This window comes from Pseudomonas sp. S1(2024) (assembly GCF_046557535.1).
On sequence record NZ_JBKGFP010000061.1, the window covers coordinates 79839 to 96407 of the forward strand.

The window sequence follows — 16569 nt, forward strand, 5'->3', positions numbered from 1 at the left end:
GGCTAGCCGTCCAGGCGCTGCAGGTCGGCGTGGCCACCCAGGAACGCCAGCGCCTCACTGTCGTCGGCCTGGACGGTCACACGGCCGGCCAGCACCTTGAACTCGCGCAGGTCGTCAGCGGCCTGCAGGAACAACGAGCGCGAGGTGTAGGCGCTGTCGGTGAAGGTCACACCGGCCGGCGTGACAGGTACCGTCGCGGAGGCGGCCGCATCCGTTGCCGCGTCATCCGCAGCGGTTTTCTTAACTGCCATAAGGCGATTCTCCAGAAAAGACAAAGCCCGCAAGGCGCGCTGTCAGTGTTTGTGGTTGGCCGTGTTGCCGGTGGTGTCGATGATGCTGCCACCCCCAAGGATGTTGCCTGCGACCGTCAACTGACCACTGATCATGACGTTGCCCTGCAGGGTGATCATGGTTGCCTTCGCCGTGATGGTCTGGGCCTCGGCGCTGATCGCAGTCGACTTGGCGGTGATCGCGTCGTCGGTCACTACCGCCTTGCTGCTGCCGACCTCGATGTTGACCGTGCCGCTGGGCAGCTTGATGGTGTAGCTCTTGGCCGACCAGTCATAGACGATTGACCCGCCATCATCGAAACGCCACGTCTCGACATGGTCGCGGTTGTCCGGGCGCTCGCCGGCATTGCCGTACAGGCCGGGAATGAAGGTGCCTTGAGCCGGGTCGCCGCTAGGACTGATCAGCGCTCCCTGCTCCCCCAGGCTCGGTGCACGCCAGTGTCGCGCCTTGCCGGCAGCCAACGAGTGCCAGCGCACCCAGGCACTGCTCCAGCCTGTACCGTCCGACATGCGCAGCTTGCCAGCGTCTAGGTCGACCGCCACCACATAGCCCTTGATTACGACGCAAGCCAGCATCCGGTCGTGCTCGGCGCTCGCGTAACTCACTCCAGGGCCTCAGGCGATTGGTAGCGATGCTCGTTGCCTGGACCACTGTCAGGATCGAAGGCAACCACCAGCGGGCCGGGCTGTCGGGGCCACGGCCACTCCTCCTCTCCGAGATAAATCACCTGGGTCCACTCAACTACCCATACCGCGTAACTATCCAGCTCGGGGCGGCTCCAGTCCCGCTCTGCCCGCACAAACTGGGCGAACCCGATGGCCAAGCCCCAAGACTGCATTCGAAGCAACACCGCCAACTGAGCCGCCACGAATGCAGCGATGTGCAAGCAGTTGTCTTCTTCCCCCGGGACAAGCACACGTGCCTCAAAACGGGCATCAACAGCAGTTTGACCTGTGCCCGGGTCCTCTTCAGCACTTTCAAACCCTGCCAGTTCAAGCACCACCGCAGGCGGCGGTACCACCTCGATGCCGATCGGCATGGTCCCGACGTACTGCAAGCCAGGAATGGCCTGCCTGATGTGCTCTTCAATGGCCGCGTACACCCGGCCGAGCGGGATAGGATCATCATCCATTGCCGGTTCTCCGAAGGTATTTCTGCAGTTCAAAGTTCAACTCTTGCTCCATGACGACTACCAGGCGCTCATGTGCACGCTTGGTCCACTCTTCGAAATAAGGCCGGACGTCCTCCAGCGAGATCTTCGCCTTGGCCAAGGGGAAGCGGCTGTCATTCTCAGAAATCCAACCTGAGCGCCGGCCACCGTGCCCCGACACATCGCTGTCGGGGTAGTCATCAGCGTCGAAGTGCTTGCTCGCCGTGCGGATCCAGATGTCAGGCTTGCCACCGTAAACACGCTTGAAGAAAGCACCTTGGTAACGCCGGCCAGCGACTGACACACCAGTGCGGGTCTGCCTAGGGCGCCCTGCGCGGCTGGCCTCAATGGGGTTGATGCCGAACCAGAGCTTGCCCTGGCCATTGCTAGATACTGGGAACGCCTTCAGGCGTTGCCTAACCGCAGCGATGGCGATGCGCTCTTGCCGGCCAACATCGCGAGCGATATGAGTTCGCAGCCAGCGAAGCGTCTTGTTGACAGCCCGCCGCTGCGCCGCAAGAACAGCCTTGGGAACGAGTTTGGTGAACGCTTCAAAACCGTTGACGCCCTGAGGATCCAGCCGCAGCGAGATCAAACCGCTACTGGCAGACTGCTTGTGATAGCTACCAACACTCATAGCGCTTTCCTCAACACCAGCGTTACAAGACCATCACCACCGGGCTCGATGGCAGTGATGGTGTAGTTGCCGCCACCGTCCTCTGGCGGCAGATCGATCACGACGCGCTGCTTGACCTCGACGCCCCCGTTATCACCAACCCGGATGACCAAGTGCGGTTCGCGAAGTGCAGTCCTGATTTGGCCGAGCTTGGGTTGCAACCAGGGCGCCGAGAACATGCCGAGCACCTCTCGGCCTTCGATCTGTGCCGGGTCACCTAGGGCACTGAATACCGCATCGTCGATGTCCTCGATCAGATCGCGGAAAGCCATCGTCAACGCTTCAGGCGGATGATTGCGCGAGGACGAGTGACCAGGTGCAGCGGATTCGACTGCGCCTCACCGTCTACGCCCTTCTTGAAAGGCATCATTTCCAGCTGGCTGTAGTAAGGCAGCCCCTCGGTATTGACCGTATCCATGTAGTCGGCCGGCGCGAAGCGGGTGATGCACAGACCGGGAACACCCTCAGGCACCAGGCGAGCCTCGTCATCCGGCACGAAGGAAATGCCGCCCACCTTGCCGCGATAGCGTTCCCAGGTGATGCCGCCGAACTCGAATGCTTCGCGACCATCAGCACGCAGCGCAGCAGCGTATTGAGTACCTTCATAGGTTTTCTTAACGCTCTGATGCGAGATCAGCGCCCGCCAGAAGTTCTTACCGCAGAACGCTCGTGCACCGTTGCTGGTCGTCGCCCCCAGCGCCTCCTCCTGAGCATCTAGTGCGTCGACACACTTCACTCGGACATCGGTGCCTGCAGTAGCCAACTCCATCTCGATCTCGATCGGTTCGAGTCCGAAACGATCATAGATATTGAGCAGAACCGAACTGCCGTCCGCATCCAGAACGACGCCGTTCAGAGCGCCCATACGATGAAACTCATGCGTTGCGTCCAGCTGGCGACGGGCCTTCGCCAAACGCTTGTTGACGACGTCCTGCACTGCCTGCAGTTCGGTTTGCTCACCGAAAGCACGAATGCCCTGAATCTCATCCGCCTTGATGGCGAAGCGTTCGGGGAGGTGTACGGTGTTGAAGGGCAGCAGGATCCGCTTGCTGCCGTTGACCACCAGCCCCGAGGAACCACGCTCACCGGATGGCACCAATGCCAAGGTCTCGCCGTCCTTTTCTACCTGGACAGTCACCGTGGTGACGCCCTCCTCCTCGAACAACCCCAGCTCGGCCAAGCGCCCTGGCACGAAGGGTTGCTCGTTGATCGCAGCGGTCAGCGCTGGGACGGTGAATGCGTTGTCTTCAAAAATGTCAATTTCGGCCATGAGCCACTCCAAAAATGCAAAACCCCGCACAAGGCGGGGCTGAGGTGAAAAAGGGTCGCTATTAGCGAACGATGATGAACTGAGCCGCCAGGGCCTTCTCTCCGTCAGGATCCAGGCCGGTCAGCAGTGCCTCGCTCACTTCTGCCAGGCGTACGACAGCACGCCCACGGCGCACCACATCCGAGGACGCGACAGAAGCAAACAGGATGCACTTGGCCGTTTCGCTGCCGTCCTCGGCTTCAGGGCTGTACGGGGTGAACTGCCCGCTGGCAGTGAGCTGCCCGAGCACCTGGCCGGCCACTAGGGCATCGCCAGGAGCCAGCTCGATCACTTCGCGGGAGATCTTGCCTGCGCCCTCGGACAACAGGAATTCACCGGCATGGACCGGCTCTACATAGGTTTTGCTCATGTTCAGGCTCCTTGGCCGGGACGGGATTGTGTGGCCTGCCGACGGGCAGCCCAGATGCTGCTGGGATTGGGTGCTTTCGCCTGGACCTTCTCAGGCAGGTCATCAGCTGGCGGCAGGCTGTTGTCGATCTCGAACCCCTTGCCGCCACCGACCAATTTGTCGAACAAACGCGCACGAACGGCCGTTGCGTCCAGGCCGGCCTGGACGAACTCAGCGGTCATCTCGGGCAAGCGGGCTGCGACGCAGAGATCCCGTACCGACTTGGCACGGGTCAGTGCTGCCTGCACGGTGGTTTCGTCCGCGAGCTTGGTCGATGCAATCAGCGGCTCGACCAGGTTGCTGATCCCCGCCTTGCTGCAGGCTTGAGTGATCATCAAAGCCAAGGCTGCTGAGTCGCTTGCGTTCGGCGCCGGGGGCGCAGGCTCGCTCTCGGGTTCGGGATCAACCGGCTCGGTCACCCCATCCTTACTGGCCTTAAGCTGATCCAACAGCGCTTGCGGGGTGTTGCGGTAACGCGCCATAGCCGCGCCCTGCCCAAGGCAAGCCTGAACCTTGACACCATTCCCGACCTCATCAGCCAGACCCAACGCCACGGCCTCCGAGGCCGTGAGCCAGCTTTCGTCATTGACCAGACGTCTCAGCTCCGCGTCATCGATATTCGGAGCCTTGGCCTTATAGGCTGCGATCATTGCCTCGAAGGCCTGATCGAGCACGTCCGCCACCCGACGAAGATCCTCGGCATCACCACTAACCCATGTGTAAGGGTTGTGGATCATCAGCATGGCATTCGATGCCATGACCACGCGGTGAGCGCCGCAGACAGCCACGCTGCCTGCACTAGCAGCCAAGGCATCGACTCGGCCGGTGCAACGTTCACCCAAGCGGCTCAGCGCGTTGTGAATGGCAAGGCCCTCGAACAGGTCGCCGCCGTTGGTGTTGAAGGCCACTACAATCGGCGAGGTGCCATCGTCAATCGCCTTGAGGTCCTGGATGAACTGGTTGGCAGTAATGCCCCAGGCACCAATCTCGCCGTAGACATAGACCTCGATGACCTTCGAGTCGGCATCACCCTCAGCCGCTGCTGTGATCGAATACCAATGCCCATCCTCGACCTGCGGGAGGGCCTTAGCCTTGTTGAAGATGCGAAACGGCATCAACGGTTTCATGTTTTCCCCTTCTCGTCGGAATCATCCGACTCGTCATCGATTGCCGACAAGCCGTTGTATTTGAGGCTCAGGCCATGCGCCCGAGCGATGTCGGCAGCGTTCTCCTCGTCCACGATCTCAGCGTCGGTACCCGAGCGCAGACACATCTCGCTGCGCGAGGTGAACCCTGCCGCAACTTCGAGCATGCGCGCCTGCACGTCCTGCACTGGCTGGATGTAGGCCCAGCCCTGCGGCACCCACCGCGTCCGCAGGTACTGGCGGCGGTTCAGAGTGTAGTCCGCCAGGTCCAGCGCCCCGGCCAGCACCGCCATGTCCATCCAGGCCGCCCGCACCGGGCGGCAGAGCTGGTGGACGTAGACCGAGAACTGCAGCTGCTCCAGGCGGCGGCGAAACTCGTTCAGCACCACACGGATGACACGATCGTTAACGCCGCGCATATCGCCGGTCATCAGCTCGTAAGGCAGACCCGCGCCAGCGGAGGCAGCCATCAACTGCTGCCGCATAAAGTCGGGGTAGTTGTTGCCGCCGTCGGGCGGGTCGGAGAACTCGACCTGCTCGCCCGGCCCCAGCTCCTGCATCGTGCCGGGCTCCAGTGCCACCATTGGAGTGAAGGCATCACGGTCATGAACAACCGCTCCGCCGGTGATCATGTCCATTGGCGGGCCACCCAGCCCATCCGGCGCCGGTTTGCGAACAAAGCCGGCGAACAAGTTGGCCACTTCTTGCCGGAAGAGCACCGCGTCGTCGTAGTTGTCCAGGCTGCGCAGGCGCTTGAGGATGGGCGCCAGCCGGGGGACACCCCGCAGTTGGCCAGGCTCCAACGGCTCGAAGATATGCAGCATCTGATCAGCCGGGACACGCACAAGCGGGTTGTAACCGGCGTTGAGCGAAGCCTTGTCGCTGGGGTGGTTGCGGTAGCACCAGTAAGCCACCCTGCGGCCAATACCATTGAACTCGATACCAGCACGGATTGTGTTGCCGGTACGCGTCACCTCGAATTTATCGTGTGGCACGAACTCCGGCGCGAGACATTGAACCTGCAGTGGCACCGCCAGGCCATCCTCCAGCCGGCGTGGCCGCAAGCGCACGAAACATTCGCCAGACTGCTCAACGGTGCGCGCCACCAGGGCCTGCTGCCCGTAGAAGTCGGTGCGCTCGTCGGCGTCCGACTCGTCCACCCAGTCCTCCCACAGCTCCTGCATGGCTTTGCGCAGGGCCTTGTCGAGCAACCGTGGCTGCGGCGTGATGCCAGTGCCAATCAGATTGCTGACGCGTTTATCAATGACGTTGGCCGCATACGGGTCATTGCGTACCGCAGCCCGCGAACGTGACCGCAGGTTGCGAAGGGCCGGCATAATCAGGCTGTTGGGGCCAGTATCCGGGGCGTCCCAGCCAGAGGAGCGCCGACCTTCGGCGGCCCCCTCATAGCTGGCCTTGATCCGCTCGGGCACCAGAAGCCCCGAACGTGTGGAGATGTAGCGGCCGCTCATAGCCCCTTACCCCCATGGTAAAGCCGAACCACGCGGGAGCGCGGGCCAGCGGACTGGGACAGTTCGGTGCGGATCAGGTCGCGGGCCTTGATCAGTTCGTCTACCGTCCGATACTCCACGGTGCGGTCGCTGTAACGAACTACCCGTTCGCCACGCGCAATCGCACGCTCGACGGCCGCGAGGTGTGCCTGGGTATATGCCATGTCAGCGTCTCTTCAGATAGCCGCTGCTGGAGCTGCGGCGTTGCATTGGTTGAGGTGCCGGGCGAGGCGGCGGTGGAGTGGAGCGCGGAGCGGGCCGAGCTGGGGGCGATGTCGCTGAAACAGGCTCGTTGTCAGGCTCATCGTCGTTTTCCTGTTGGTGCTCAATGACCGGTGGCTTCGCAGGTGACGGCTCATCAAAAAGACTCGCCTGGGCCAGCGCCTGGCGCAGCTTGTCCCAGTCCTGCTCGCCATAGCGATGCAGCCCGAGGTAATAGGCCATGGCCAAGTTGTACACCTGGAGGTCCAGCGCTTCGTTGCGGTCGGCCTTGCCCTTGACCCACTCGATTCGTTTGTACCCTTTCACATAGCGGGCGATCTTTCGTTCCGCCACGCACTGCTGGAAGAACTCGTCGGGGAGATCCTTTGCGAAGTGCACCGCGCCGGGACCCGACTCGAAGCCGTAGCGGTTGTAGATCCAGTCCTTGGCGGTGTCGGTACCAATCATCCACAGCTCGGCGCCGTTGCGTTCGGTTTGGCCCTTCCAGGTGACATCCACCAGCGAGGGCCGCTGGGCGATTACCGGCTTACCCGGTTTGCTCGCCCCTTTGAGGGCAAAGACGTTGCGCCAGCGGCGCACTCGGCAGAACTGATACACCTCATGAGTGTGATGACCACCGGAGTCAATGCCCGTGGCCAGAATGCCCAGGGCAACACCACAAGGATGGCGATATCGAGCCTTCAGCAGCTCATCGAGCAAATCCCATGTCCGTTGGTCTGCTGGGTCACCAGGTATCACCCGGAAGTCAACAACCCAGCGTTCCATCCCGACGCCCCAGCCGATGACCATCACCTCCAGGCGATTGGCCTGGACGTCAACAGAACAGGTCAGAACCAACACGCCAACGGTAAGGGTGCCGAGCACATAGTTTTCTTGCAGCGCTCTCGCTTGCAGAACCTCGGCCTTGGTCTGCTCGACCGCGCTGTCCCAGACCTTGGCCAAGCGGGTGTTGTAAAACACCTGCATGGGCTCAAGGTCGCCTCGATCCTGGGCACGTTTGGCCTTCTCGAATTGCTTGGCCAGATCAGCCCATGAGGTCCAACCAAGCGGGGCATACAGAGCGTTGAGGTGGAAACCAACCGTTTCCCCATCACCCTTGGCGTGCGAACGCCATTCCCCCTGGGCGAGCATCTCACCCTTGTGATGCTCTTCGATCAGCACATCGCAATCGGGCGAAGAGCACTTGTAGTGGACGGTCTGGAAATCAGCCGAGTACAGCAGACGCTCCCACTCCAGCACCTGCATGTGACCGCAAGTTGGACAGGGCACATAGAAATATCGCTGGTCGCTCGTTTCGAACAGATCGGCGATGCGTGAAGCACCCTTGATGGTCGGCGAGCTGGAGAAGTAAAACTTGGCATTGCGCCCAAAGGTACTGCCCCGCGTCTCCGCAAGATCGACAGGGTCACCCTCTTCATCGACATCCACGTCCCAGCGGTCAATCTCATCACCATAGATGTATCGAGCAGCCAGCTCAGCCAAGTTGGCGGCCGAGCCTGCCGTGGTTGCATACAGCGTGCCGCCCTCGAACTCTTTGGTATCCATGGTGTTGCGGGCATCCCGTGATCGGGAGGCTGCCACTCGCTCTTTCAACTCAGGGGTCGCTGCGATGGTCTTCCCGATCCGCGCCGACACCCGCTTGGCAAGGGCCAAGCTAGGCAGCAACGTCAGGATGTTGGACGGTGCCATATGGATCAGCGCCCCAATCCAGTTGAGGGCGATCTGCGTTTTCATCAGCTGCGAAGCGACCATGGTAATGACGCGCTTGCAGGGGTGCGCTGGCGAGAGGCAGCGCATGGGTTCACGGGCATAAGGCGTCCGTGCTGTGCGGTATTTGCCGGGCTCGGCTGCGCCGGTATCACGCGGGATCCGCATGTACTCGTCAGACCATTCGTCCACCCACAATTGAGGGTCAGGCTTTAGCCCACGGCCATACGCTTTGCGGTACACCTTCGCACCGTCCGCGTATCCGGAGGGCATAGGCTCAGCTCTGTGTTATGGCTTGCTTAAGATCGGCGCCGCTCATCTTCGCCGCATCTTCGAAGACTTGGCGGAACGCGCCCGTAAGACGTTTTTCGATTTCCCAGGAATCGCTCATACCCGCCAGTTCAGCAGCGAGCTGCGGAGCAAGGCCGAACACCAGGTCCCGAAGTGTGCGGCCAGCAGCGAAGGCGGCATCCTCTACAGACTTGCGCTCGACCAAGTTGCCCTGGACCTTGTTGAACTCAGCCTCGGCAAGCTGGGCAAGGTAGTACTCGCGATGCGCCCTCGCCTTCTGGAAGTCCAGCCCCTTACCTGGCTGCTGAACCAGTGGCTGCACCGCAGGTGTGTCGCCGCCTGGTTGAAGGTGGCTGCGCACATCACGCTCGACCCGGCTTTCTTCATGCCGGGCCGTGACGGCAGCCTTGCTTGGGTCGGCGGACTCCGCCAGCAGCGCCTCGGTGGCTTCGACATCGACCTTGCCGTCGGCGGAAAGCACCAAGCGGTCCTGGCTGGCCAGTTTGGAAACGTAGGATTTCGACCACCCGCGTCGGGCAGCAAACTCCGATTTGGTCAGATGCTGCATGCTGAAATATCCAGTTCACCCAATAAACTCAAGGGGTTAACCAGTTCACCGCAGTTCACTAAGCTGGTGAACCACCCGCTAACGAAGAAGCGCGGGTTTCCTGCCCCGTACCCCAGCCATATCACCAGGGTCCCCGGCCCCGCCGGGGCTGGCGGGGCTGGCGGTCGGATCACTGACCAGGTTCGCCGCTTCGGGGCGGAACATCGCAAACGCCCAGGCGTTTGGCGACCCAGCGCTTGTACAACCCGATGGCGACATCTGCACCGGCAGTGGCCGTGAGGCAACCAATGGCGCTGGCCGACCACATGGACATGCCGGCCGAGTACAGCAGCATGATGGTCGACAGCCCGCACACGACGCAGGCGCCAGAGCGCAGCAGCACCTGGCGGAAGATGAACCAGCCGCTAACGCCCGCCATGTCGGCCCGCCACATCTCGCCTGACACCCCGCCGATCAGGGACAGGAAGATCACCAACCAGATTGGCATCTCAACTAACGCTTGCTGCTCGCTGTTCATCGAATCCCCCAAATGCAAAAACCCCGGCGCCAGGGCCGGGGTTTTCAGTGTCTGGCGGGCCGCTTTGTGCGCCCGCACGTCTCGAAGATGGGTACATTTTGCAGGTCGAGTTTCCTGGCAGCAAGCTAGTTTTAATGCCACCCGGCAATAAGGGGTAAACGCATGGGTAATGTCTGGAGAATGTCGGGAGAATACACCACACCGGCTTAACTTTACTTTGGTGCTGCCCCAAAGGTCCCAAGTGGTATGGCGATGGTGGGACATGCGCAACCCTTGAAATTCAAGGGCTGTCCCACCGTCTAACTATTTAATCCCTTTCCCCGTGTAAAGAGAGGTATTTAAAGCACGCTGCGCGCAACGCGCGCGTAATGCGTTGTACGCGCCTTACGTGCGCCCGCCTGGGTGTGTGGTGGGACAGTGGGACAACCCGCAAGCTGCGCGGGCTTGGCGTGGGCTGACCTGCAAAAAACACGGCAGGACTACAGCGGGACGGTAGGACCAGAAGTGGCGGATCATGCAGCCTTCTTCCCTTTCAGCAAACCTTGAATGGCCACATGGGCCTGATGCAGGCGCTCATAGTACGTCTTTCTACTGCACCTGCAATAAGCTATTTTCTGTTCAAGAAGGCTGTCTTGATTGCAGTAGTGTTCTTTGACAATGACATACAGCTGGGGCTCTAGGTGCTTGTTCACAATAATCTCGATATCCGCAGATTCATCAAGAAGCACACGACTTCCCCTGGTGCCTCGGATCAGATCACCACGGCAGTCCATGAGGAGCCCGAGCATGCTACCACCACCCGAACCACCACCGTGAACCTCTGGGGTATGGAGTTCTTGCGCCCAAAGCTTGAGCATCTCATCTATGTGCTTGATCAAAAGCACTCCTCCTTCGGCTGCGTGGACTGCTCCAAAGCGCTGCGCCCCCAGCCATCAGGCTTCTGATATGCCCAAGGCCGCTTACCGCTCTTTGGCAGCGCTGCCAGCCGACGACGCCGCCAACCCAGGCGGTGCATGATCGATCCCACCCGCATCTGCTCAGGCTTACCCCAGTGGCCAGGGTCCAGGTTCAGCGCCTGCCCCAATACTTCGCTTCCGGTGACCGTCTCGCCGGCCTGAGATTCCTCCAGCCATTTGAGGATCGGTCCCTCCCATTCATCCACCACGAAGCGTTCTTCCTGCTCTGCAGTGAACAGTTCTTCCTCCTCGCGAGTGACCCACCAGATATCACCGGCCTGGTAGCAGAACATGGCCTCAGCCCACAGCTGGTCTCGAACACGACGCAATGCTTCCAGATCAACCTTGACGCAAGCGACCGGCCAATAACGCCGGTTACCAGTGGCGTCCTTGAGGTATTCATCCTGGTTGGTGGTCCCCGCGAAAACACACTGGCGTGGCACGTCGCTCGTTCTTCGCCCATAGCTTTCGCGGTAGGTGTCGATTGATGCCGAGAAGAATTGCTTGGCCTTGGTGCTCTCTGCCTTGTTGAAGCTGTCCAATTCGCCCAGCTCGACGATCCACTTACCACGGATGGCTTGGAACGCGTCCTTGTCCCCCAGGGTGAACGGTGTATCCATGAACCAGTCGCCACCAAGCACGCCCAAGGCCGAGGACTTACCCGCGCCTTGCGCACCTTCGAGGATCAGCACCGCGTCCGCTTTACAGCCGGGCTTCATCACCCGTGCCACCGCCGATATCATCCAGCGCTTGCCCACCTTGGAGCTGTATTCATTCCGGGGGACACCGAAGATCTCATGCAGCCAGCGCTCCAGGCGCGGCACACGATCCCATTCGAGCTTGGCCAAGTAGGTGCATACCGGATGGAAGGCGTTGTCGTGCGCGACGACACTGACCGCTTCGACCACATGAGAGGCCTTCACGCGCAGGCCCTGCTGAGCCAACCACTTCATCACGCGCATGTCGTCGATGTCGCTCCACTCCCCCGGCACACCGCCATAAGGCGCCGCACGAAGGCGCATGATCTTGGAGCTGAAGGCGTTGTAACCGATCACCCCGCTCCAGCGCTCATCATTGGCTAGGATCAGCTCGACGTTCTGCATATGGGCGATCAGGGCACCACTCTCTGTCCTGGCCAGCATGTCCTTCCAGCCACCGGTAGCCGGTGGCTTGATCACTGCCGTGACTTGCCGGCGAACGGCCTCAAGGCCTTCAGCGCAATGCAGGTCATTGAAGTCGGTCCACTTAACCTCACGCTCAGCCGAGAAGATCGGGCCGACCACCTGGCCACCCACAACCACCGCAGCGTTGTTGGCCTTTTCCTCACCAGGGTTCCAAGGTTCGCCCGTCGGCCGCTTGGTCTTCCAGTCGTCATCGCGGCAGATGATGATGGACCGACCAGGGAAGCGTTCGCGCATGTGCTTGGCGACCGCCATCAGGTTGCCCGCATCGAAGGCGATGGCCACCGCCTGGGAAGTCGCCATGTGCAGGCTAGCGCCGGTAGCGTAGCCCTCACACACCAGCACAGGCTCACCGGGCTCAGGATGGCCACCAATCATGTGGAAAGCACCATCCTTGGCCATGCCATGCGGCCAGTAGGTCTTGTCGCGCCCCGTATCCTCTTGGACAGCCGGGAAAATCACCTGCAGGCCGACAATGGCGTCCTGAGCATTCTGCATCGGAACGAGCACTGCGCCCGACTTCGGCGCATAACGAACGCCGAAACCCACCACCTGCTTTCGATCCAGGTAGGCACTACGCCCCTTTTCGGGCATACGCTTGAACAGCGCTTCCGCCCGCTTTGCTGCACGGCGTGCAGCGTTCGCGGCGATCTCGGCAGCACGCCGCTTGGCGTCTGCCTGCCGAGCGCGCATCACTTCGCGCTCGTCCGGGGTCAGCCCTCGGCCGTCAGTTTTCACCTTCTGCGTTTCGCCCAGGCGCCAATCGCCAAAGCTGCCGAAAATCAGGGTTTGCCCCTTCTCGGCCAGATGCTCATGCAAGACATACCAACCGTTCTTTTCCTTGCCCTTGTCATCCTTGGTGCGGCAGCGGGTCAGCTTGCCAAAGATCAAAGGCATGTCAGGCTGCAGGCCATAGTCATGTAATTGATCAAGAACCTTATCCAGCATAGCGAGCCCCTTTCCTCTCGAAATATCCTTGGCACTCGATGCACCGCTGACAACCTGCTACAGCTAACCGACGTAGTTCGGGGATCGGGCCACCACAGCTGCGACAGTCTTCGAGCGATTCACAAACAGGCGCCGGCACGTGCGCAGACAAAACCAGATCGAGGTGCCATTGGGCGCGATCATTCGCCAGATCTGCGATATCAGCCACGGTGAGCCCCCCGAGTGGTCTGGTTGACGTACTCGGCACGGCGATACATGCCGAGCAGCCCCTGGATGCCTCGGAACACCTGATTCTGGATTTCAGCCAGTTCCTGATCGTCAACTTTTCCATCACCGATGCTACGGGCCCAGGTTTCGGCCAGATTGGCGACCTGCCGGAAGAACTCGGCAAGGCCCATCGTCAATGTTTCAGGAATGTCATGGGTATAGGCATCAGACAGCTCTTGCCAGATGGTGTCGCCAACAAGGGCGTGGATCGAGTCAAGAATGCGTGGGTCTTTGGTCAGCTCCAGGATCTCACTGAATTCTTGAACGTTGACGATATGAGTGGGATGGGTAGGAGACAGCTTGTGCTGGAGGGTAGTGGCATTACGGCCGGTGGTGGCGGCAATGGCGGCAGCACCGCCTGTGTAGTCCCGCACAGCGTGGTACAGCGCGAGTTCGAGCGGTAGCACTTCGCGCTTGGCGCGCTCAATGCAACTCATTGCAATTCGGCTCATGGCGTTGGTCCTTGTCGGTAGCCAGTGCCTGCGGCGTGTTGTGGTGAAACCAGCACCGCATAGCGTTGTAGGTGTGCAATAGCCGGCCCATCAAGGGCAGAAACGGCCTCAGGCCGGGGCGGCGCTCCATCGACCAGCCCCGGCGAAACAACCACCTCCCGTGGTGAAGGAGGTGTCACCCAAGCTCCCTGCCTGGGCGTTACGATCAAGGTGAGTGGACCTATGTGGTGTGCCCGACTACCTATCACGCGAACCGGCAGCATCGTGGTGCTACTGCCGGGTTTGGAAGACGATCACTCGCCTTCCCTTCTGGCACATGGCATTACGCTACTAAAGCTGCCAGTGCCAGCGACGAGCGGTGGTGTTACACTCGCCGCGTGGCTCGCTAAGAGCCATTGCCAGTGATGTCGCCCGACTATCACTGGCACCCCGCCGCCCTATCTGTGGTGGAGAAAGGCGGCACCCCAGGCACTTGTGCCTGGACCCCCGGGTTCAAGGACAGTAGTTTCGTGGTGTGCACCACATCCTTGAACGCGGCCCGGTAGCACTGTGGTGGTGCTACTGGGGGAAACCAGGCGACCTTCGGGTCGCCTTTTTTCTTTGTATGCTGCCTATGCCGCTCGCGGCTCATCCAGTTCGGGCGGAAAAACATCATCCAGCCCACATTCCGCCCCCAAGTCGTTAAGAGCCGCGGTAATGGCGCGACACTCACTCAGCCCCGGCATTCGAAGCCCAGACTCATAGTTACTCAATCGGGCTTGAGTCCATCCCAACCGAGCAACCAGGTCCCTTTGCTTGATGCCAGCGCTTTTTCTGATCTCAGCGATACGATTCATAACGAAGACTCCGGTTGACTCGCTGACAAAGATAACACGGAGCGTGGATTAATCAACACGGTTAGTGCAAAAAAAACATTTCGGTACGTGATAAAAAACAGGGATGAAGACACTCGCACAACGCATCAAGCACTTCCGCAAGGCCAAGGGCCTAAGCCAGCAACAACTGGCCCACGCCTGCGGCTGGGAATCTCAATCTCGCATAGGCAACTATGAACGAGGCATCCGAGAGCCCAATCTCGCAGACATTGAAAAGATGGCGAGCGCGCTGAAAATAACCATGGGAGAACTGCTGCCTGGCTCTAGCTCGGCCGAAGCGCCGCCCAGCGTCAACATTACATTCGCAAGACGGGCCTTGGAGGGCGCGGTGCCGGTAGTAGGCTATGCACAACTAGGGACTGACGGATACTTTGAGGCCCTAGATTTTCCAACCGGGCATGGGGATGGATACCTCAACATTCATAGCGATGACCCTGACGCCTATGGTTTGAAGGTAACCGGCGACAGCATGCACCCGAGGATCAAGAATGGGGAATACGTGCTGGTGGAGCCCAGCAAAAGCTACTACAGCGGCGACGAGGTGCTGGTCAGAACAACGCACGGCAGGACCATGATCAAGGAGTTCATATACCTGCGCGACGGCATGTATCGATTCGACAGCGTCAACGCTGACCACGCCCCAATCCATGTCGATGAGGACGAAATTGAACACATCCACCTGGTTGGCGGCATCCTAAAATCATCACGATTCATGCACAGCCCCAAAAAATAAAACAGTTCGTGTTGACATCGTGCAGCACGGTGCGTGATATTTGCCTCACTCTTCCACCACAGAGTGAGGCAATACCATGCACGCCACTGCATCACTACATGTCCATCCAGCAGCTGCAACCATCGACCTGACCTTCAAAGTCCGACGACTGGCCAAGCAACACGGCTGCGCATTCGTCACTACCAAACGCCCTGCGTCATCCCCCGCTTCAAACTGCACGCCTCCAAACGATGGAGGGCACGCGGCATGAGCTACGCACTGAGCCACAACGCCTTTGCCTGCCTGAAGGCGCAGACCAACCTGACAGGGCAATTCACCCACATCCTTCGCGACGAATCGAACGGCGCGCGCGCCAAGGCAACGCTGCAGACTGAGGTTTATCTCGACCAGGTCAACGTCGTAATCCGCATGGGCTCGACGGTGAACAGCTTGACGCTGCCAGCGAACAATCTCGCCAGTGCGCGAAAGGTTGCAGCGCACCTCGAAGCTATCGCCAACGGCAAGCTGGACACAGCCGACATGCCACATGTCGAGCCTGTACTCGCAGACGTGGCTTAGGAGGTGGACTTGGAACGCACACTTGCACAGACCGCCAAGCACTTCGGTATCAGCCGTAACGAGCTGATCCGCCGCATGCGTGAGAAAGAACTGCTGACCGAGCGCAATCTACCCCGCTACCCCACTCGCGACCGCGAATACTTGCGGATCAAAGAGGGCAGCTGGTTTCATCCCGAAGCCGGGATGCAGTACAGCGAATCGACACGCGTGAAGCAGGCCGGGATCCCCTGGCTTGCAGAACGTCTCGACCTGCAACTTCCGACACCACCGGAAGACAAGCGCTATGCGGCCTAGGCAGTACGCGGCCCAGATCCTCCAGTTCAAGACCCGTGAGGAGCGCAACGCTGCGCTCCAGGAGGTTCCTGAACAATGGCGCGACCTGGTACGCAAGCACTGCGAGATCACTTGGCACCACCCGTCACGCCACAAGCTCAGGGAGAGCCCGAAGCCTGATGAGCAATACCAACCAAATCGCGCTGCGCCTGCCGCACGCGCCTGATGCAACCACCGTTGAACTGCTGTACCGAACCTTTGGAGATGTGCTCATCCCACTCGACAAGGTGCGCGTGCAGTACTTCCGCAATCTCAACGAAGACACCTTTGCCGAACAACTGAAGGTCGGTCGGATCTGCTTGCCCATCACGACACTGGACAACAGCCAGAAAGCCCTGAAGTTCGCCCACATCCGCCATGTGGCCGCCCTGATAGATAGCAGGGCCTACCTGGCAGATGAAAAGCAGTCTCGGCAGCCAGATCAAGAAAAGCAGTAACACCCAGCAAGGGCCGCCACCACCGGCCCGCAC

At 60.4% G+C, this 16569-nt stretch carries 22 protein-coding genes; 4 read left to right on the forward strand and 18 right to left on the reverse strand.

Annotated elements, in window-relative coordinates; translation table 11 throughout:
• Nucleotides 1–2: 2 nt before the first annotated feature.
• The 18 genes from ACLCGK_RS16875 to ACLCGK_RS16960 form a co-directional block, all read right to left on the reverse strand.
• Nucleotides 3–251, reverse strand: a complete 249-nt coding sequence (locus tag ACLCGK_RS16875; protein ID WP_410952480.1) for a hypothetical protein — start codon at nucleotides 249–251, stop codon at nucleotides 3–5.
• Between the two features lie 42 nt (nucleotides 252–293).
• Nucleotides 294–896: a phage baseplate assembly protein V gene (locus ACLCGK_RS16880; RefSeq protein ID WP_410952481.1), complete on the reverse strand. Its 603-nt coding sequence runs from the start codon at nucleotides 894–896 to the stop codon at nucleotides 294–296.
• Nucleotides 893–1423, reverse strand: a complete 531-nt coding sequence (locus tag ACLCGK_RS16885; RefSeq protein ID WP_410952482.1) for a hypothetical protein — start codon at nucleotides 1421–1423, stop codon at nucleotides 893–895. Before ACLCGK_RS16885 ends, ACLCGK_RS16880 begins: the two co-directional genes overlap by 4 nt.
• Nucleotides 1416–2078, reverse strand: coding sequence for a hypothetical protein (locus ACLCGK_RS16890; protein WP_410952483.1), 663 nt, complete (start codon nucleotides 2076–2078; stop codon nucleotides 1416–1418). The genes ACLCGK_RS16885 and ACLCGK_RS16890 overlap by 8 nt, the downstream gene beginning before the upstream one ends.
• A complete protein-coding gene (locus ACLCGK_RS16895; protein ID WP_410952484.1) occupies nucleotides 2075–2389 on the reverse strand; it encodes a hypothetical protein in 315 nt (104 codons plus the stop codon). The genes ACLCGK_RS16890 and ACLCGK_RS16895 overlap by 4 nt, the downstream gene beginning before the upstream one ends.
• A gap of 2 nt (nucleotides 2390–2391) precedes the next feature.
• Complete coding sequence (locus ACLCGK_RS16900; protein WP_410952485.1) at nucleotides 2392–3387, reverse strand: major capsid protein; 996 nt, start codon at nucleotides 3385–3387, stop codon at nucleotides 2392–2394.
• A 61-nt stretch (nucleotides 3388–3448) separates the two neighbouring features.
• Nucleotides 3449–3796 carry a head decoration protein gene (locus tag ACLCGK_RS16905; protein ID WP_024087073.1) on the reverse strand — a complete coding sequence of 116 codons (348 nt, stop codon included), beginning with the start codon at nucleotides 3794–3796 and terminating at the stop codon, nucleotides 3449–3451.
• Nucleotides 3797–3798: 2 nt separating this feature from the next.
• Nucleotides 3799–4962, reverse strand: a complete 1164-nt coding sequence (locus tag ACLCGK_RS16910) for a head maturation protease, ClpP-related (protein ID WP_410952486.1) — start codon at nucleotides 4960–4962, stop codon at nucleotides 3799–3801.
• On the reverse strand, nucleotides 4959–6452 hold the full coding sequence (locus ACLCGK_RS16915; protein WP_410952487.1) for a phage portal protein: 1494 nt from the start codon (nucleotides 6450–6452) through the stop codon (nucleotides 4959–4961). The genes ACLCGK_RS16910 and ACLCGK_RS16915 overlap by 4 nt, the downstream gene beginning before the upstream one ends.
• Nucleotides 6449–6655 carry a phage head-tail joining protein gene (locus ACLCGK_RS16920; RefSeq protein ID WP_010953942.1) on the reverse strand — a complete coding sequence of 69 codons (207 nt, stop codon included), beginning with the start codon at nucleotides 6653–6655 and terminating at the stop codon, nucleotides 6449–6451. Before ACLCGK_RS16920 ends, ACLCGK_RS16915 begins: the two co-directional genes overlap by 4 nt.
• Nucleotide 6656: 1 nt before the next feature.
• The gene (locus tag ACLCGK_RS16925) at nucleotides 6657–8693 is read right to left on the reverse strand and encodes a phage terminase large subunit family protein (protein WP_410952488.1); all 2037 of its coding nucleotides are present in this window, start codon (nucleotides 8691–8693) and stop codon (nucleotides 6657–6659) included.
• Nucleotides 8694–8697: 4 nt separating this feature from the next.
• Nucleotides 8698–9279: a terminase small subunit gene (locus tag ACLCGK_RS16930; RefSeq protein ID WP_410952489.1), complete on the reverse strand. Its 582-nt coding sequence runs from the start codon at nucleotides 9277–9279 to the stop codon at nucleotides 8698–8700.
• Nucleotides 9280–9448: 169 nt separating this feature from the next.
• Complete coding sequence (locus ACLCGK_RS16935; RefSeq protein ID WP_410952490.1) at nucleotides 9449–9796, reverse strand: phage holin family protein; 348 nt, start codon at nucleotides 9794–9796, stop codon at nucleotides 9449–9451.
• Between the two features lie 512 nt (nucleotides 9797–10308).
• Nucleotides 10309–10674, reverse strand: coding sequence for a hypothetical protein (locus ACLCGK_RS16940; RefSeq protein ID WP_410952491.1), 366 nt, complete (start codon nucleotides 10672–10674; stop codon nucleotides 10309–10311).
• Complete coding sequence (locus ACLCGK_RS16945; RefSeq protein ID WP_410952492.1) at nucleotides 10671–12881, reverse strand: VapE domain-containing protein; 2211 nt, start codon at nucleotides 12879–12881, stop codon at nucleotides 10671–10673. Before ACLCGK_RS16945 ends, ACLCGK_RS16940 begins: the two co-directional genes overlap by 4 nt.
• Nucleotides 12871–13128, reverse strand: coding sequence for a TraR/DksA C4-type zinc finger protein (locus tag ACLCGK_RS16950; protein WP_410952493.1), 258 nt, complete (start codon nucleotides 13126–13128; stop codon nucleotides 12871–12873). The genes ACLCGK_RS16945 and ACLCGK_RS16950 overlap by 11 nt, the downstream gene beginning before the upstream one ends.
• Nucleotides 13082–13600: a phage regulatory CII family protein gene (locus ACLCGK_RS16955; RefSeq protein WP_014756554.1), complete on the reverse strand. Its 519-nt coding sequence runs from the start codon at nucleotides 13598–13600 to the stop codon at nucleotides 13082–13084. The genes ACLCGK_RS16950 and ACLCGK_RS16955 overlap by 47 nt, the downstream gene beginning before the upstream one ends.
• 611 nt (nucleotides 13601–14211) lie before the next feature.
• On the reverse strand, nucleotides 14212–14436 hold the full coding sequence (locus ACLCGK_RS16960; protein WP_024087062.1) for a helix-turn-helix domain-containing protein: 225 nt from the start codon (nucleotides 14434–14436) through the stop codon (nucleotides 14212–14214).
• A gap of 103 nt (nucleotides 14437–14539) precedes the next feature.
• Between ACLCGK_RS16960 and ACLCGK_RS16965 the strand changes: the two genes are divergently transcribed.
• The 4 genes from ACLCGK_RS16965 (at nucleotide 14540) to ACLCGK_RS16980 (ending at nucleotide 16536) form a co-directional block, all read left to right on the forward strand.
• Nucleotides 14540–15208, forward strand: coding sequence for an XRE family transcriptional regulator (locus tag ACLCGK_RS16965; protein WP_410952494.1), 669 nt, complete (start codon nucleotides 14540–14542; stop codon nucleotides 15206–15208).
• A 246-nt stretch (nucleotides 15209–15454) separates the two neighbouring features.
• Nucleotides 15455–15766, forward strand: coding sequence for a hypothetical protein (locus ACLCGK_RS16970; protein WP_392526083.1), 312 nt, complete (start codon nucleotides 15455–15457; stop codon nucleotides 15764–15766).
• A 9-nt stretch (nucleotides 15767–15775) separates the two neighbouring features.
• On the forward strand, nucleotides 15776–16060 hold the full coding sequence (locus ACLCGK_RS16975; RefSeq protein WP_410952495.1) for a phage antirepressor KilAC domain-containing protein: 285 nt from the start codon (nucleotides 15776–15778) through the stop codon (nucleotides 16058–16060).
• Nucleotides 16061–16218: 158 nt separating this feature from the next.
• Nucleotides 16219–16536 carry a pyocin activator PrtN family protein gene (locus ACLCGK_RS16980; protein WP_014756547.1) on the forward strand — a complete coding sequence of 106 codons (318 nt, stop codon included), beginning with the start codon at nucleotides 16219–16221 and terminating at the stop codon, nucleotides 16534–16536.
• Nucleotides 16537–16569 lie beyond the last annotated feature (33 nt).

What these genes read in the sequence shown, in the direction of transcription:
- ACLCGK_RS16910 (WP_410952486.1), bottom strand. Translation starts at nt 4,962, where the DNA reads ATGAAACCGTTGATGCCGTTTCGCATCTTCAACAAGGCTAAGGCCCTC.
- ACLCGK_RS16970 (WP_392526083.1), top strand. Translation starts at nt 15,455, where the DNA reads ATGAGCTACGCACTGAGCCACAACGCCTTTGCCTGCCTGAAGGCGCAG.
- ACLCGK_RS16930 (WP_410952489.1), bottom strand. Translation starts at nt 9,279, where the DNA reads ATGCAGCATCTGACCAAATCGGAGTTTGCTGCCCGACGCGGGTGGTCG.
- ACLCGK_RS16960 (WP_024087062.1), bottom strand. Translation starts at nt 14,436, where the DNA reads ATGAATCGTATCGCTGAGATCAGAAAAAGCGCTGGCATCAAGCAAAGG.
- ACLCGK_RS16890 (WP_410952483.1), bottom strand. Translation starts at nt 2,078, where the DNA reads ATGAGTGTTGGTAGCTATCACAAGCAGTCTGCCAGTAGCGGTTTGATC.
- ACLCGK_RS16935 (WP_410952490.1), bottom strand. Translation starts at nt 9,796, where the DNA reads ATGAACAGCGAGCAGCAAGCGTTAGTTGAGATGCCAATCTGGTTGGTG.
- ACLCGK_RS16920 (WP_010953942.1), bottom strand. Translation starts at nt 6,655, where the DNA reads ATGGCATATACCCAGGCACACCTCGCGGCCGTCGAGCGTGCGATTGCG.
- ACLCGK_RS16885 (WP_410952482.1), bottom strand. Translation starts at nt 1,423, where the DNA reads ATGGATGATGATCCTATCCCGCTCGGCCGGGTGTACGCGGCCATTGAA.
- ACLCGK_RS16915 (WP_410952487.1), bottom strand. Translation starts at nt 6,452, where the DNA reads ATGAGCGGCCGCTACATCTCCACACGTTCGGGGCTTCTGGTGCCCGAG.
- ACLCGK_RS16925 (WP_410952488.1), bottom strand. Translation starts at nt 8,693, where the DNA reads ATGCCCTCCGGATACGCGGACGGTGCGAAGGTGTACCGCAAAGCGTAT.
- ACLCGK_RS16900 (WP_410952485.1), bottom strand. Translation starts at nt 3,387, where the DNA reads ATGGCCGAAATTGACATTTTTGAAGACAACGCATTCACCGTCCCAGCG.
- ACLCGK_RS16965 (WP_410952494.1), top strand. Translation starts at nt 14,540, where the DNA reads ATGAAGACACTCGCACAACGCATCAAGCACTTCCGCAAGGCCAAGGGC.
- ACLCGK_RS16905 (WP_024087073.1), bottom strand. Translation starts at nt 3,796, where the DNA reads ATGAGCAAAACCTATGTAGAGCCGGTCCATGCCGGTGAATTCCTGTTG.
- ACLCGK_RS16895 (WP_410952484.1), bottom strand. Translation starts at nt 2,389, where the DNA reads ATGGCTTTCCGCGATCTGATCGAGGACATCGACGATGCGGTATTCAGT.
- ACLCGK_RS16875 (WP_410952480.1), bottom strand. Translation starts at nt 251, where the DNA reads ATGGCAGTTAAGAAAACCGCTGCGGATGACGCGGCAACGGATGCGGCC.
- ACLCGK_RS16955 (WP_014756554.1), bottom strand. Translation starts at nt 13,600, where the DNA reads ATGAGCCGAATTGCAATGAGTTGCATTGAGCGCGCCAAGCGCGAAGTG.
- ACLCGK_RS16945 (WP_410952492.1), bottom strand. Translation starts at nt 12,881, where the DNA reads ATGCTGGATAAGGTTCTTGATCAATTACATGACTATGGCCTGCAGCCT.
- ACLCGK_RS16980 (WP_014756547.1), top strand. Translation starts at nt 16,219, where the DNA reads ATGAGCAATACCAACCAAATCGCGCTGCGCCTGCCGCACGCGCCTGAT.